This is a genomic window from Streptomyces sp. KR80 (assembly GCF_052245555.1).
Taxonomy (GTDB): domain Bacteria; phylum Actinomycetota; class Actinomycetes; order Streptomycetales; family Streptomycetaceae; genus Streptomyces.
This window is the reverse complement of the sequence record NZ_JBQQCD010000001.1, coordinates 38,769-54,398: the sequence shown is the minus strand read 5'-3', so window position 1 is coordinate 54,398 and position 15,630 is coordinate 38,769. Positions and strand designations below refer to the sequence as shown.

At 70.7% G+C, this 15,630-nt stretch carries 12 protein-coding genes; 6 read left to right on the top strand and 6 right to left on the bottom strand.

Annotated features, from left to right (window positions below; all coding sequences use genetic code 11):
* Positions 1-88: 88 nt before the first annotated feature.
* The 5 genes from ACTWQI_RS00250 to ACTWQI_RS00230 all read left to right on the top strand — a co-directional run bounded on the left by ACTWQI_RS00250 (position 89) and on the right by ACTWQI_RS00230 (position 6,612).
* Positions 89-628 (top strand): PadR family transcriptional regulator, encoded by a 540-nt coding sequence (locus ACTWQI_RS00250; RefSeq protein ID WP_443266211.1) that lies wholly within the window; start codon positions 89-91, stop codon positions 626-628.
* On the top strand, positions 625-1,317 hold the full coding sequence (locus tag ACTWQI_RS00245) for an ABC transporter ATP-binding protein (RefSeq protein WP_443266209.1): 693 nt from the start codon (positions 625-627) through the stop codon (positions 1,315-1,317). Before ACTWQI_RS00250 ends, ACTWQI_RS00245 begins: the two co-directional genes overlap by 4 nt.
* Positions 1,314-2,948: a hypothetical protein gene (locus ACTWQI_RS00240; RefSeq protein WP_443266207.1), complete on the top strand. Its 1,635-nt coding sequence runs from the start codon at positions 1,314-1,316 to the stop codon at positions 2,946-2,948. The genes ACTWQI_RS00245 and ACTWQI_RS00240 overlap by 4 nt, the downstream gene beginning before the upstream one ends.
* A 214-nt stretch (positions 2,949-3,162) precedes the next feature.
* Positions 3,163-3,411 carry a hypothetical protein gene (locus ACTWQI_RS00235; protein WP_443266206.1) on the top strand — a complete coding sequence of 83 codons (249 nt, stop codon included), beginning with the start codon at positions 3,163-3,165 and terminating at the stop codon, positions 3,409-3,411.
* Positions 3,412-3,537: 126 nt separating this feature from the next.
* Positions 3,538-6,612 (top strand): bifunctional [glutamine synthetase] adenylyltransferase/[glutamine synthetase]-adenylyl-L-tyrosine phosphorylase, encoded by a 3,075-nt coding sequence (locus ACTWQI_RS00230; protein ID WP_443266204.1) that lies wholly within the window; start codon positions 3,538-3,540, stop codon positions 6,610-6,612.
* Between the two features lie 185 nt (positions 6,613-6,797).
* On the opposite strand, the gene ACTWQI_RS00225 is transcribed toward ACTWQI_RS00230, so the two are convergent.
* The 6 genes from ACTWQI_RS00225 to ACTWQI_RS00200 all read right to left on the bottom strand — a co-directional run bounded on the left by ACTWQI_RS00225 (position 6,798) and on the right by ACTWQI_RS00200 (position 13,817).
* A complete protein-coding gene (locus ACTWQI_RS00225) occupies positions 6,798-7,664 on the bottom strand; it encodes a phosphatase PAP2 family protein (RefSeq protein ID WP_443266201.1) in 867 nt (288 codons plus the stop codon).
* Between the two features lie 84 nt (positions 7,665-7,748).
* Positions 7,749-8,771, bottom strand: coding sequence for a LacI family DNA-binding transcriptional regulator (locus ACTWQI_RS00220; RefSeq protein ID WP_443266199.1), 1,023 nt, complete (start codon positions 8,769-8,771; stop codon positions 7,749-7,751).
* Positions 8,772-8,796: 25 nt separating this feature from the next.
* Positions 8,797-10,425 carry a glycoside hydrolase family 13 protein gene (locus ACTWQI_RS00215; RefSeq protein WP_443266195.1) on the bottom strand — a complete coding sequence of 543 codons (1,629 nt, stop codon included), beginning with the start codon at positions 10,423-10,425 and terminating at the stop codon, positions 8,797-8,799.
* A gap of 96 nt (positions 10,426-10,521) precedes the next feature.
* On the bottom strand, positions 10,522-11,376 hold the full coding sequence (locus tag ACTWQI_RS00210) for a sugar ABC transporter permease (protein WP_443266193.1): 855 nt from the start codon (positions 11,374-11,376) through the stop codon (positions 10,522-10,524).
* Positions 11,373-12,392, bottom strand: coding sequence for a carbohydrate ABC transporter permease (locus ACTWQI_RS00205; RefSeq protein WP_443266191.1), 1,020 nt, complete (start codon positions 12,390-12,392; stop codon positions 11,373-11,375). The genes ACTWQI_RS00210 and ACTWQI_RS00205 overlap by 4 nt, the downstream gene beginning before the upstream one ends.
* Before the next feature lie 120 nt (positions 12,393-12,512).
* The gene (locus ACTWQI_RS00200; protein WP_443266189.1) at positions 12,513-13,817 is read right to left on the bottom strand and encodes an extracellular solute-binding protein; all 1,305 of its coding nucleotides are present in this window, start codon (positions 13,815-13,817) and stop codon (positions 12,513-12,515) included.
* A gap of 324 nt (positions 13,818-14,141) precedes the next feature.
* On the opposite strand from ACTWQI_RS00200, the gene ACTWQI_RS00195 reads away from it, so the two are divergent.
* Positions 14,142-15,545: an alpha-amylase gene (locus tag ACTWQI_RS00195; protein WP_443266187.1), complete on the top strand. Its 1,404-nt coding sequence runs from the start codon at positions 14,142-14,144 to the stop codon at positions 15,543-15,545.
* The last annotated feature ends 85 nt before the right edge of the window (positions 15,546-15,630 follow it).

Genomic DNA, 15,630 nt, shown 5'->3' with positions numbered 1-15,630 from the left:
GTGCCCCTCGACGTACGGGATCGCGTGGCGCCGGAGCTGCTGTCAGGCAACTTGACATCTTCTATTCTCTCAGAGAATAGTAGCGATCATGTCATTGGCGGCCAACGTTCTACTCGGGCTCCTTTCCGCTGGGCCCCAGCACGGCTACGAACTCAAACGGGCATACGACCAACGCCTGCCCAGAGCAAAGCCGCTGGCGTTCGGGCAGGTCTATGGCACCCTCGGCAGGCTGGAGCGTGACGGCCTCGTTCAACAGGCCGGTCGCGACCGCGAGGGAGGACCCGACCGCACGCTGTACACCATCACCGACGCCGGCCGCAGTGCGCTGGCCGGGTGGCTCGACACGGTCGAGACCCCGGCGCCGTACGTTTCCAGCACCCTGCTCGCCAAGGTCGTCGTCGCCTTGCTGGTGACCGGGAGCGACCAGGCCCGTGGCTATCTCATCGCGCAACGGGCCGCCCACACCGTACGACTGCGGGAACTGACATCGGTCAAGACCGACCCGTCGGCGTCGCTCGGTGATGTGATCGCCGCAGACTTCGCCATCGCTCATCTCGACGCCGACTTGCGTTGGTTGCGAACCACGCTCGACCGCGTCGCCGACCTGCACCAGGAGGTGCACTCATGACGCTTCTGCAGGCACGCGGCGTCGTGAAGTCGTACGGGCTCACACCCGCGCTTCACGGCGTCGATCTCGACGTGGCCGAGGGGGAACTCCTCGCCATCACCGGCCCGAGCGGCTGCGGCAAGTCGACTCTTCTGCACTGTCTGGCCGGCATCCTGCGCCCGGACGCCGGAGAGGTGCACTACGGCGGCCGGCGCCTTGACACTGCTTCGGAAGCGACCCGGTCCCGGCTCCGGCGCACGGACTTCGGGGTGCTGTTCCAGTTCGGCCGACTGGTCCCCGAACTCACCGCGGCCGAGAACGTCGCGCTGCCGTTGCTCCTCGCCGGCAGGGGGCGGCGCGAGAGCCGTGAGGCGGCACTGACCTGGCTCGAAAGACTCGGTGTCGACGAGCTGGCAGACGCCCGGCCGGGCGAGATGTCCGGCGGCCAGCAGCAGCGGTGCGCCGCCGCCAGGGCACTGGTCACCGAGCCCCGGGTGCTGTTCGCCGATGAGCCCACCGGCGCCCTCGACACGCTCGCCGGCGAGCAGCTGCTCGGCCTCGTGGTCCGGCTGGCCCGCGAGCAGGGCATGACCGTCGTCCTGGTCACCCACGCTGCCGGAGTGGCCGGCTACGCCGACCGCGAGATCGTTCTGCGGGACGGCACCGTCGATCCGACGGGGATCGGCATGACCGCGCAGGCCGCGTCGTGAGCGCCCCGACCACGACCGGCGACGCCCCGGTCGGCACGCAGGAACCCCGCGGCGGTCTTCCCGGCATCGAGATAAAGCCCGTGCCTTTGCTGCAGCTGGCCCTGGCCGGCACCCGGACCGACACGCTCCGCGTCCTCCTCACGGCGGTCAGCGCCGCGCTCGCCGCGGTCGCCGCCCTGGCCGCCCTTACCGTGCTGGCCATCCCGGCACCCCACGGCCTCGGGCCCGCTGACGGATCGGACGCGTGGTCCCGGCAGTACACCAACGCCCTGTTGCGCGAGCCGGGGTTGCGGCCCGGAGTGGCCTTCACCCTGTTGCTGCTGACCATCCCGGTGCTGGCACTGGCCGGTCAGTGCACCCGGCTGGGCGCCCCGGCCCGCGAACGTCGGCTCTCCGCGATCCGGCTGGCGGGCGGCACACCCCGCCAGGCGGTCGCCGTCGCCGCCACGGAGACCGGAGCGGCGGCGCTCCTCGGCAGCCTCGCCGGCCTCGGGATCCATCTGGCCGGGCGTGCACTGCTGCACCGGCCGGACGAGCACGGCATGCTGCCGCTGCCGACCGACGTGATGCTGCCCGTCGTGGCGCCGATCGCCGTGGTCGTCGGTATCCCCCTGCTCGCGATGGCCGCCGCCTGGGTGCTGATGCGCCCGGTCACCGTGAGCCCGTTCGGGGTGAGCCGTCGGTCCGCGCGCCGGCGGGCACCCCGGCCGTGGCCCGGCATCCTCGTCGCGCTCGGCGTCGGCGCGTACGTGCTGGGGCTGCCCCTGACCGCCCTGGGCGGGCGGGAGGACACGGGCCTGCCCATGTGGACGCTGCCTGTGCTGGTGTTCGGCGGTGCGCTGCTCGCCACGCTGGGCGTGGTCCTCGGGGTCGCCTGGGTCTCCCACACCGCGGGCCGCGTGCTGCACCGGTTCGCCCGCCGGCCGGCCACGCTGCTGGCCGCCCGGCAGCTGATGGCCGACCCGTGGAGCGGCAGCCGCACCTTCGGCGCCCTGCTGGCCGCCGTCGTCTTCGGCGCCGGAGCGGCAGCGGTGCGCGCCTTCTTCGTCGCCCGGGCCGAGGCGGACGACGCGATGCAGCGGCTGTCCGACACCGCCGCCGGCCGGCCGCACACCCCCGACCCGGCCGACGGCGACTTCTACCTCCGCAGCATGGACCTGGTGAACACCGCCGTGCTGGTGGCGCTCGTCGTGGCGGCCGGCGGCCTGCTCGTCGCGTTCGCCGAAAGCGTCCTCTCCCGCCGGCACACCCACGCCGCGCTGGTCGCCACCGGAGTGCCCCGGGGCGTGCTGAGCCGCGCGGTCGCCTGGCGGATGCTCGCTCCGGCCGTCCCGGCCATCGTGCTGGCACTGACCATCGGGACCCTGCTGGGGCGGGGGCTCGGGTCGGAGGCCAAATCCGGGCCATGGACCGTGGAAAGCTGCACACCGGGACGGGAGGTCTGCGCGGACGACGATGGGATCCGCGGGCGACTGGTGGAGATACCCGAAGTGGTGCGCGTGGCCGATTTCCCGCTCGCCGAAATAGGGGTCCTGGGAGTCGGCGCGCTGGCCCTGGTGCTGGCGACCATGGGCGCCGGACTGCTGTTCCTCCGGACCAGCACCGCGCCGGAGGAACTGCGAACCGGCTGACGTTCGACGGTGTTGCGCTGCTTTTAGACCTCTGGGTCGAAGGCGGGTGGGTGTCCGCCGTCGCGGCGGCGCCGCAGGCGGTGGCCCATCTGGTCTGAGAAGCCGTTGTCGCATCGAACGTGATCTTCTGGTCTTCGCTGGTCAGGCATGAACTCCAGGTCGCCAAGGGAGAGATGGGCTGTTCTGTCGCTCCTGAATGACACGGAGGGGCCCGATGGCTTCCGTCATGGGCTTGCTGGGGGCGCGGGAGGCGGATGCCCGCGTGCGGGTTGAAGCACTTCGTGCGGAGGCGGACCGGATTCTGGCCAAGCTCCAGCAGGCCGAGGCGGTGCTGGATCGACGGGGCATCGCTCGGGCAGAGCTGGCTGAGGCCCTGGCCACGCCCGAACCCGAAGAGGAAGCCGGGCAGGCCGCGGCCCTGAGCCTGGAGCTGGTTGCGGCGCGGATCGAGGGCGTCCCGTAGCTGGTCAGGGCCGGAGGTTCGTAAGCTCGTAGAGGTGGTGACCTCGCAACCGCGTCCGCCCACCCGGACGGTTAGGCTCGGCACCGGATCCGACGGGGCGCGGCTCGACGGACGGGAGACGAGGCGATGTCCGTATCACAGGGACGCACCAGCAGTACCTTCACCCGGCTGCTCCGGCACGGATTCACCGATCCGTCCACCGCGGAACGGCTGCTGGACGCCCCCGAGTTCTCCACCGTCCGTTCCGACCCCGTGCTGCTCGACGCGCTCGGCGCGACGGCCGATCCCGATCTCGCGCTGACGGGGCTGGTGCGCCTGGTGGAGGCGCTGTCCCTGCGGGACGAAGTGCGGGCGGCATCCGGAACGAGCGGGCGGCGGACGGAGGCCCAGACGCTGCTCGACACCCTCGTCTCCGCCAAGCCGCTGCGCGACCGGCTGCTCGGCGTCCTCGGCGCGTCCGAGGCCCTCGCCGACCACCTCAGCCGGCACCCGCTCGACTGGCACGCCCTGGTCACGTACGAGTCCGCGGACCTGCACCCGGGGATCGACGACTTCGAGCGCTGCCTGGCCGACGCCGCGAACCCTGACACGCTGCGCGCCGCCTACCGCCGCTGTCTGCTCACCATCGCCGCCCGGGACGTCTGCGGGACGATCGACGTCGCCGAGACCGCCGCCGAGCTGGCCGACCTGGCGACCGCCACGCTCCGCGCCGCCCTCCGCATCGCCGCGCTGCACGCCGAGGACGACGACGCCGCCTGCCGGCTCGCGGTGATCGCCATGGGAAAGTGCGGCGGCAACGAGCTCAACTACGTCTCCGACGTGGACGTCATCTTCGTCGCCGAGGCCGCGGACGGCGCCGACGAGGCCAAGGCCCTCCAGTCCGCCACCCGGCTCGCCTCGCACATGATGCGGATCTGCTCCGACTCCACCGCCGAGGGCACCATCTGGCCCGTGGACGCCAACCTGCGCCCGGAGGGCCGCAACGGCCCGCTCGTCCGGACGCTCTCCAGCCATCTCGCCTACTACCAGCGGTGGGCGAAGACCTGGGAGTTCCAGGCCCTCCTCAAGGCCCGCCCGGTCGCCGGCGACGTCGCCCTCGGCCAGGAGTACGTGGACGCGGTCTCGCCGCTGGTCTGGCAGGCGGCCGAGCGCGAGAACTTCGTCCCCGACGTGCAGCAGATGCGCCGCCGGGTCGTCGACAACATCCCCGCCGCCGATGTGGAGCGCGAGCTCAAGCTCGGCCCCGGCGGGCTGCGCGACGTGGAGTTCGCGGTCCAGCTGCTGCAGCTCGTGCACGGCCGCACCGATGCCACGCTGCGCAGCAGCACCACCCTGGACGCGCTGTCCGCGCTCGCCGCCGGGGGCTACGTGGGACGGACGGACGCCGCCGCCCTCGACCGGGCCTACCGCTTCCTCCGCTCGATGGAACACCGCATCCAGCTGTACAAGCTGCGCCGGACCCACCTCGTCCCCGAGGACGAGGTCGATCTGCGTCGCCTAGGCCGCTCCCTGGGACTGCGCACCGACCCCGTGACCACGGTCACCGGCGAGTGGCGGCGGCGCGCCCGCGAAGTGCGGCGGCTGCACGAGAAGATCTTCTACCGGCCGCTGCTCGACGCCGTCGCCCGGCTGGAGCCCGGCGAGGCCCGGCTCAGCCCGCGTGCCGCCCGCCAGCGGCTGGAGGCGCTCGGCTACGCGGACCCGGCCGCGGCCCTGCGGCACCTGGAGGCCCTGGCCTCGGGCGTCACCCGCAAGGCTGCGATCCAGCGCACGCTGCTGCCGGTGCTGCTGGGCTGGTTCGCCGACTCCGCCAACCCCGACGCGGGACTGCTGAACTTCCGCAAGGTGTCCGACGCCCTGGGAAAGACACCCTGGTACCTGCGGCTGCTCAGAGACGAGGGCGCGGCCGCCGAGAACCTGGCCCGGGTGCTGTCGGCCGGCCGCTTCGCCCCCGACCTGCTGCTGCGCGCCCCCGAGGCGGTCGCCCTGCTCGGCGGCCCCGACGAGCTGGCGCCCCGCGGCCGGGCGCACCTGGAGCAGGAGATTCTCGCGGCAGTCGGCCGGGCCGACGGGGCCGAGCAGGCCGTCGCCGCGGCCCGTGGCGTACGGCGCCGCGAGCTGTTCCGCACGGCCGCCGCCGACATCGTCGGGGCGTACGCCCTCGAGAGTGCCCCGGCCGCGGAAGGCGCGTACTCCTCGGTTGCAGGGCACGAGGTCGACGTGGTCGGCAGCGCGATCACCGACCTGACCGCCGCCACCATCGCGGGCGCCCTGCGGGCCGCGGTGCACGACACCTGGGGCGACGAGCTGCCCACCCGCTTCGCCGTGATCGGCATGGGCCGGTTCGGCGGCCATGAACTGGGCTACGGCTCCGACGCGGACGTGCTGTTCGTGCACGAGCCGCGGGACGGCGTGGACGGGCAGGAGGCGGTACGGGCCGCCGTCGCCGTTGCCAACGAGATGCGCAGGTTGCTCCAGCTGCCCAGCGCCGACCCGCCGCTGCTGATCGACGCCGATCTGCGCCCCGAGGGGAAATCCGGCCCGCTGGTGCGCACCCTGACCTCCTACGCCGCCTACTACCGGCGCTGGTCCCTGGTGTGGGAGAGCCAGGCGCTGCTGCGCGCCGAGCCCGTGGCGGGCGACCCGGAGCTGGGAGCGCGGTTCATCGAGCTGGTCGACCCGCTGCGGTACCCGGCGGAAGGCCTGGGCGAGGACGCCGTACGGGAGATCCGGCGGCTCAAGGCCCGCATGGAGTACGAGCGGCTGCCGCGCGGTGCCGACCCCACCTTGCACGCCAAGCTGGGCCGCGGCGGGCTGTCCGACGTCGAATGGACCGTACAGCTGCTGCAGCTGCAGCACGGCTGGGCCGAGCCCGGCCTGCGCACCCCGCATACCCGCGAGGCGCTGCACGCGGCCCACGCGGCCGGGCTCATCAGTACCGAGTACGCGCAGATCCTGGACGAGGCGTGGGTCCTCGCCACCCGGGTCCGCAACGCGGTGATGCTGGTCCGCGGGCGGCCCGGCGACACCTTCCCGACTGACAGCCGCGAGCTTGCGGCGGTCGGGCGCTATCTGGGCTACGGCCCGGCCGCCGCCGGGCGGAAGCCGGGGTCCGGCGGCAGCGGCGAGATGCTGGACGACTACCGGCGCGTCACCCGGCGTGCCCGGTCGGTCGTGGACGAGCTGTTCTACGGCGCGTAGCGGCGTCTGGCCCGCCAGGGCCTTTGTGCGGCCGATCGCCCCGGGCTAGCGCGCCGCTCCCAGCTACCCCAGTGGTTGCTGGCGAGGTAGGCCCCTGGCCTACGGCCTGGGGAACCCCAGGAGATGCCCCCTGGAGAGGCCCGCTCGACGGCCGTGAGGATGCCCCACCGCGGGGCTCAAACCGCTCAGACCGCGGTTCTGAGTTCGGGCTGCATCGTCACCTGGCGGGGCAACCGGTGCGGTACCCGCCCGTACCAGGCGTACGACAGCAGGTAGCCGAAGGACAGGCAGAGCACCCCGCCCACCGCGTCCAGCCAGAAGTGGTTCGCCGTCGCCACGATCACGACCAGGGTGAGCGTCGGGTAGCAGATGCCGAGCATCCGCACCCACATCACCCGGGACAGCATCACTATCGTGATCCCGCACCACACCGACCAGCCGATGTGCATCGAGGGCATCGCCGCGTACTGGTTGGACATGTTGGCCAGGTTGCCGGACGCCATCGACCCCCATGTCTCATGCACCAGCACGGTGTCGATGAAGCCCCGGCCCGACATCAGCCGCGGCGGGGCGAGAGGGTAGAGGTAGTAGCCGAGCAGGGCGACACCCGTGGTGATGCAGAGGACCATCCGCGTCGCTGCGTAACGCCCCGGATGCCAGCGGTAAAGCCACACGAGCACCGCGACGGTCACGATGAAATGCAAGGTCGCGTAGTAGTAGTTCATGCCCACGATCAGCCATTCCACCGAGTTCACGGCGCGGTTGACCGTTCTCTCCACGGCGATGCCGAGGGCCTCCTCCGCGCGCCAGATCCAGTTGGCGTTGCGCAGCGCCTCGACCTTCTGCTCCGGGACGGCATTGCGGATCAGCGAGTACGTCCAGTAGCTCACGGCGATCAGCAGAATCTCGAACCACAGGCGGGGTCTGTGAGGAGTCCGCAGCCGGTCGACCCAGGATCGCCGCAGCTGCGACGGAGGGGCCGAACGCTCCTCGATGGGTGGCGGAGTGGCCGTGCGGCGGCCTTCCAGAGTCCTCACAGTCGCTTCACCCATAGCGCGACAGTCTGCCAGATACTCGCCTGCTACCGATCATCCATCGGTCGGTTCCTCTTCACCCACGCTACGCCTTGGCATGCCCTAGTGCCCCTTGGGCCCCGCCGCAGTTGAACCCCGCACGACCAGCTCGGGAAGGAAGACGAACTCACTGTGGGGGGCGGGCGTCCCGGCGATCTCCTCGAGCAGCGCGCGGACCGCCGCCTGCCCCATCGCGGGGACCGGCTGACGGATCGTGGTCAGCGGCGGATCGGTGAAGGCGATCAGCGGGGAGTCGTCGAAACCGATCACCGAGATGTCGCTCGGCACCTCCAGGCCGTGCTGGCGGGCGGCCCGGATCGCGCCGAGCGCCATCATGTCGCTCGCGCACACCACCGCCGTACAGCCCCGGTCGATCAGCGCCGAGGCGGCCGCTTGCCCGCCCTCCAGGGTGTACAGGGAGTGCTGCACCAGCGACTCCGCATCACCGGCGGACAGGCCCAGTTGCTCGTCCATGCTGCGCAGGAAGCCTTCTATCTTGCGCTGCACCGGTACGAACCGCTTGGGCCCCAGCGCCAGCCCGATCCGCTCGTGCCCCAGCGCCGCGAGGTGCGTGACCGCGAGCCGCATCGCCGCCCGGTCGTCGGGCGAGACGAACGGCGCCTGCACCTTGGAGGAGAAGCCGTTGATCAGAACGAACGGCACGCCCTGGCCGCGCAGCTGCTCATACCGCTCCATGTCGGCCGAGGTGTCGGCGTGCAGCCCGGAGACGAAGATGATCCCGGAGACCCCCCGGTCCACCAGCATCTCGGTGAGCTGGTCCTCGGTGAAGCCGCCCGGGGTCTGGGTGGCGAGCACCGGTGTGTATCCCTGCTGGGTGAGCGCCTGCCCGATGACCTGGGCGAAGGCCGGGAAGATCGGGTTCTCCAGCTCCGGTGTGATCAGCCCGATCAGGCCCGCGCTGCGCTGCCGGAGCCGCACCGGCCGCTCGTAGCCCAGCACGTCCAGCGCGGCCAGCACGGACTGGCGGGTGGTCGCTGCGACGCCCGGCTTGCCGTTGAGGACCCGGCTGACTGTTGCTTCGCTGACTCCCGCCTGGGCTGCGATGTCAGCGAGCCGCGCGGTCACAGGATTGGACTGTACCGGTCGCATCTCAGACCGCCCACCAGACGCAGGTGTCGGCCGGAATGTGGACACTCCCGCCGGTGAAGTGCAGGGCCGCGGTGGCGAGCACCGGCCGTCCCGGCACCGGGAGTTCCACCTCCCGGTCCAGGGTGTTGAGGATGCAGACGAAACCGGGGCGGGACAGCGCGAGCACCCCGTCCGGCGCGTCCAGCCAGCTCATCTCGCCGTCGCCGAGCCCCGGCAGCCGCCGGCGCAGCGCCAGCGCCGAGCGGTACAGCTCCAGCGTGGAGCGCGGGTCGCCGGACTGCGCTTCGACCGACAGCTCGCGCCACTCGGCGGGCTGCGGCAGCCAGCTGCCGCCCGGCCCGAAACCGTACGGCGCCTCCTCGCCCGACCACGGGATCGGCACCCGGCAGCCGTCGCGCGTGCCGTCCTGTCCTGTCCCGCGGAAGAACGCGGGGTCCTGGCGCACCTCGTCGGGCAGGTCCACGACCTCCGGCAGACCCAGTTCCTCGCCCTGGTAGACGTACGTGGACCCGGGCAGCGCCAGCATCAGCAGCGCGGCGGCACGCGCTCGGCGCAGACCCGGCTCGCCGCCCCCATAGCGGGTGGTGTGCCGTACGACGTCGTGGTTGGAGAGCACCCAGGTCGTGGGCGCGCCGACGGAGGCCGTCGCGGCCAGCGACTCGTCGATCACCGAGCGCATCGCCTCCGCTTCCCACGGGCAGGTCAGGAAGTGGAAGTTGAACGCCTGGTGCAGCTCGTCCGGGCGTACGTACAGCGCCAGCCGGTCGGAGCTCGGCGCCCACGCCTCGGCGACCCCGATCCGGCCGTCGCCGTAGGAGTCCAGCAGCCTCCGCCAGGAGCGGTGGATCTCGTGCACCTCGTCCTGGTCGAAGAACGGCAGCACCTGCGCGCCGATCATCTTCGCCTGCTCGCGGGCCCCGATGTCCGGCATGTCCGGCGCCTTGACCATGCCGTGCGCGACATCGATCCGGAAGCCGTCCACGCCCAGGTCCAGCCAGAAGCGCAGAATCGACTCGAACTCCTCTCGTACCTCCTGGTTGTTCCAGTTGAGGTCGGGCTGCTCGGGGGCGAAGAGGTGGAGGTACCACTCGCCCGGGGTGCCGTCGGGCTCGGTCGTACGGGTCCAGGCCGGGCCGCCGAAGACCGACTCCCAGTCGTTCGGCGGCAGTTCGCCGGCCACACCCTTGCCGGGCCGGAAGTGGTAGCGGTCCCGGGATGCCGCGCCCGCCCCCTCCGCGAGCGCGGCCCGGAACCACACGTGCTGGTCCGAGGTGTGGTTCGGGACGATGTCCACGATCACCTTCAGACCGAGCTCATGGGCTCTGCGCATCAGGTCGTCCGCGTCCGACAGATCGCCGAACAGCGGGTCCACGGCGCGGTAGTCGGACACGTCGTATCCGCCGTCGGCCTGCGGGGAGGCGTAGAAGGGGGTGAGCCAGACGGCGTCCACGCCCAGGTCGGCGAGGTGCGGCAGGCGCTCGCGGATCCCCCGCAGATCGCCGATGCCGTCGCCGTCGCTGTCCGCGAACGAGCGCACGTACACCTGGTAGATGACGGCGCTGCGCCACCAGCCGGCCGCCTGGGGCTCGGCGGTGTGCTCGCGGACGGACGGGGCGAGGTCCTGGGTCATGGTGCGTCCCTATCGGGTAGGCCCAACCAACGGGGCAACAGGTGCGGTGGCTTGACGATGCGGGTCGATGCGCGGGGATGACGGACGGTGCGTGGCTCAGCCCTTGGTGCCGCCCGCGGTGAGTCCGGCGACCAGGTGCTTCTGGGCGTAGAAGAACAGCAGCCCGGCCGGGACCATGATCAGTACGGACGAGGCGGTCATCAGACCCCACTCGGCCCGGTGCGGTCCGACGAAGGTCTGCAGACCCACGGCGAGGGTGTAGTTCTCCTCGCTGCTCATGAACTGGGTGGCGAAGGCGACCTCGCTCCACGCGGTGAGGAAGGTGTAGAAGGCGGTCACGGCCAGGCCCGGCCGGGCCAGTGGGACGATCAGCCGCCAGAAGGTGCCGAACGGGGTGAGGCCGTCGACCCGCCCCGACTCGTCGATCTCGGCCGGGATGGTGTCGAAGTAGCCCTTCAGCATCCAGGCGCAGAACGGCACGGCCACCGAGCAGTAGGTGAGGATCAGGCCGCCGTAGCTGTCCAGCAGGCCCAGCTTTCCCAGGGTGTTGTAGAGCGGCACGATCAGCACCGCGACCGGGAACATCTGGAAGAGCAGGAAGGACCACATCAGCGACCCGTGGCCGGGGAAGCGCATCCGGGAGAGGGCGTAGCCGGCGCTCGCCGCGATGAGGACGCCGACCAGCATCGTGCCTGCGGCCACGACGACCGAGTTGGCGAACCACGGCAGGAATGCGGTGTCGCCCAGCACATGACCGTAGTTGGCGAGGGTGAACCCGGTCAGCTCGGTGGGGTGGGTCCAGCCGTTCTCGCCGCGCAGCGAAACCAGCACGATGAAGACGACGGGGAACAGCGCGATCAGCGAGGCCAGCACGAGCGTGGCGTGCAGGGCGACCGAGGCTCCCGTGGAGCGCTCGCCGCGCCCACGGACGCGTACGGCGGGGGCACTCATCGGACCGCCTCCTGACGGGTTAGCAGCTTGCGGTAGAAGACGGAGAAGACCAGCAGCAGGGAGAGGATGACGATGCCGTACGAGGCGGAGGCCGCGTAGTCCCGTACGCCCTGGAAGGCCAGCCGGTAGGCGTACGTCACGAGGATCTCGCTCTCGGTGCCGCCCGCCTGGCCGATCACCAGATAGATGATCGGGAACATGTTGAAGGTCCAGATGGTGCCCAGCAGGATGATGGTGCTGCTGACCGGCCGCAGGCCCGGCAGCGTCACATTCCGGAACCGCTGCCAGGGCGAGGCGCCGTCCATCTCGGCCGCCTCGTGCAACTCCCTCGGGATCGCCTGCAGCCCGCCGAGGATCGCGACCATCATGAACGGCACGCCCAGCCAGGTGTTGACGGCGATGACCGAGATCTTCTGGATCGTGGGGTCGCCGAGCCAGTCGACCGCGCCGATGCCCACCTTGCCGAGCAGCGCGTTGAGCACACCGTTGTCGGTGTTGTACATCAGCTTCCAGGCGAAGGCGGCGACGAACGCCGGGACGGCCCAGGGCAGGATCAGCAGCACCCGGTACAGGGACCGCCCCCGGACCGGCCGGTTGAGCAGCATCGCAAGACCCAGGCCGATCGTGTAGTGCAGGAACACACAGCTCGCGGTCCAGATCACGGTCCATGTCAGCCGCGGGTAGAACGACCCCTCCCGGCCGGAGAGGATGTTCCAGTAGTTGTCGAGGCCGATGAACTTGTAGGTCGCCGGGACCTCGAAGTCGCCGATCACCCGGCCGATGTTGGCCTCGTTGGCGTCCGTGAAGGACAGGAAGATGCCGCGGCCGAGCGGGTAGCCGACGAGCACGGCCAGCACCACGACGACGGGCAGCACCATCGCCCAGGCGTACCAGTGGCTCCGGTACGAGCGCCGGGCCCGGGTGAGCAGCCCGGGGCGTTGCGGCCGCTTCGGGCCGGAGCCCGCGGGCGCTTCCGTCGGCTCGATGCCACCGGGCAAGGTGTCGGCTGTGGTCATGGTTCCGGCTTTCTGCGGTTCTGCGACGGGGACGGGACCGGCTCGGCCGGCCGGGCGCGTGGGTCCTTCCCGCGCGAGGTGGGAGGGACCTCCGGCCGACCGAGCCGGGGTTGGTGTCGGTTACTGGCCGGCGATCTCGTAGTCCTTGATCAGCTTGGACTTCCACTCCTCGGCGAGGGCGTCGAGCCCGGCCTTCGGGGTGGCCTGCCCGCGCAGGATCTTCACGTAGTGCTGGTCGAAGGCGACGAACAGGTCACCGACGCCGGGGATGGCGGGGCGCGCCTTGGACATGGCGAGGGCGCCCTGGAACGCCTTCTTGACCGGGTCGGCCGTGACCTCTTCGGTGTAGGCCGACTTCCGGGTCGGCAGCGTGCCCAGCTCGGTGGCGGTGTACTCCTGGCTCGTGGCGGAGGTCATGAACTTCACGAAGAGGAGAGCGGCGTCGAGGTTCTTGGTGCCTCGGTAGATCGTGTAGTTGTGGCCGCCGATCGGGGCTGCGCCCTTGCCCGTGGAACCGGCCGGGACGGGCGCGATGCCGAGGTTGTCCTTGTCCTTGAAAGCCTTGCCGGTGTAGTCCTCGGCGGTCGACCAGGGGCCGTTGACCACCATGGCGACCTTGCCGTCCTTGAAGGCGGTCTGCATGTTGACGTAGCCGTCGGTGGTGGCCGGCTTCAGCGAGACGCCGGACTCGACCATCTCTACGGCGGTCTCAACGCCCTTGACGGCCTCGGGGGAGTTCACGGTGATCTTCTTGCCCTTGACGTCGAGCATGTCGCCGCCCTCGCCGTAGACGAACGGCAGGGAGAAGTAACCCTCGGGGTTGAGCTGGGTGCCCGCGATGCCGGTCTTCTTCTTGATGGTCTTCGCGGTCTCGATGAACTCGTCCCAGGTGGCCGGAGGCTTCGCGATCCCGGCCTTCTTGAAGATCTCCTTGTTGTAGAGGAGACCGAGGGTGTCGGTGACCTGCGGGACGCCGACCGTCTGGCCCTTGTATGTGGCAGTCGACATCGGACCGGGGAGGAAGTCGTCCGCGCCCTCCAGGGCCGCCGTGCCGTCAAGCGGCTGCAGATACCCGAGGTTGGCGAAACCGGCGGTCCAGCCCACGTCCGTACGCATCACATCGGGCGCGCCCTTGCCCGACTGGGCGGCGGTCTTGAACTTCTGCTCGGCGGCGTCGAAGGACACCGGGACCCGCTTGACCTTGATCTTCGGGTACTTCGCCGAGAAGTCCTGCACCAGCTTCTCGTACGCCGGGCCCTCGGCCTCGTTGGAGGTGTCCCACCAGGTCACGGTGCCGGAGACGCTGCCCGGGTCCTTGGCGGCCTTGGACCCGTCGCTCGCGTTGCCTCCACTGCCGCCACCGCAGGCGGCCGCGCCGAGGGTCACAGCGGTGACCGCGGCGGCGATCGATATGCCACGTCGCATAGGTACTCCTGATCGAAGAAGGCCCGGATCGCCCGTCTTCGGGTTTCTGCGTGCCGCCTGTCCCTGGCGGCCCGGGCTGGGCAGGAAGGTAACAGGGCTGCAAGCCTTGCGAAAGAGCTTGCAGCGAGAAACCCCCGAGATTTCCGGGCTGTGACCCCCTTGTGTCCTGGGTCTTGACCCGAATGGTTGAGGCTCGTACGGTCTCGGACGCGGAAAGCCGCTGTCGGCTTGCTGCAAGAACCATCATTCCAATGGCCTTACGGGCATGGCGCGTTGCCACAAGGCTGCACCATCACCCGCACCTCCCCCCACGCAGGAGGAATCATGGCCAGGAGATCTCTGGCGGCCGCCCTCGCCCTCGCGGCCGCAGTGGCGGTCACGTCGGCGGCAGTCCTCACCGCGCCCGCCGCGACCCCCCGGGCGCAGGCGTCGCCGCCGGGGAGCAAGGACGTCACCGCCGTGCTCTTCGAGTGGCGATTCGACTCGATTGCCCGGGAATGCCGGGATGTACTGGGTCCGGCCGGCTACGGCTACGTCCAGGTCTCGCCGCCCCAGGAGCATGTCCAGGGTCCCCAGTGGTGGACCTCGTACCAGCCCGTCAGCTACCAGATCGCCGGGCGGCTCGGCGACCGCGCCGCCTTCAAGAAGATGGTCGACGCCTGCCACGGGGCCGGCGTGAAGGTGGTCGCCGACGCCGTGATCAACCACATGACGGCCGGCTCGGGCACGGGCACCGGCGGCTCGTCGTACACGAAGTACGACTACCCGGGCACATACGCGGGCTGGGACCTGGACGACTGCCGCCATGAGGTCAGCAACTACCAGGACCGGTACCACGTCCAGCACTGCGAGCTGCTCAAACTGGCGGACCTGGACACGGGCGAGGAGTACGTCCGCTCCCGGATCGCCGCCTATCTCGACGATCTGCTGTCGCTGGGCGTCGACGGCTTCCGCATCGACGCCGCGAAGCACGTTCCGGTCGCGGACCTGTCCGCCATCAAAGGCAGGCTCAGCAACCCCGGCGCGTACTGGAAGCAGGAGACGGTCTACGGCGCGGGCGAGGCCGTGTCGCCGACCGAGTACCAGGGCACCGGCGATGTGCAGGAGTTCCGCTACGCCCGCGACCTCAAGCGGGTCTTCAACGACGAGCGGCTGGCGTACCTCAAGAACTACGGCGAGGGCTGGGGGTACATGGAGAGCGGCAAGTCCGCCGTCTTCGTGGACAACCACGACACCGAGCGCGGTGGCGACACGCTCAGCTACAAGGACGGCGCCAACTACACGCTGGCCAACGTCTTCATGCTGGCCTGGCCGTACGGAGCCCCGGACGTGCACTCCGGCTACGAGTTCAGCGACCGCGACGCCGGGCCACCGAACGGCGGCACGGTCGACGCCTGCTGGCAGGACGGGTGGAAGTGCCAGCACAAGTGGCCCGAGATCAGGAAGATGGTCGCCTTCCGCAATGCCGTGCGCGGCACCGGCGTCACCGACTGGTGGGACAACGGCAATGACGCCATCGCCTTCGGGCGGGGCGACAAGGGCTTCGTCGCCATCAACCACGAAGCCGGGCCGCTCACCCGTACGTACCAGACGTCGCTCCCGGCGGGCGGCTACTGCGATGTGCAGGCCAACCGGAGCGTCACGGTGAACGACTCCGGCCAGTTCACCGCGACGCTCGGCGCGAACACGGCGCTCGCGCTGCACGTCGGTGCGCGCACCTGCGGGTAATCCACGCCCCGTCGTCCGCACCCGAACCGCGCCTGCGGCGCGGCCACTTCCCACCCACCCGCGCCAAATGTGGGGCGGGTGGGTG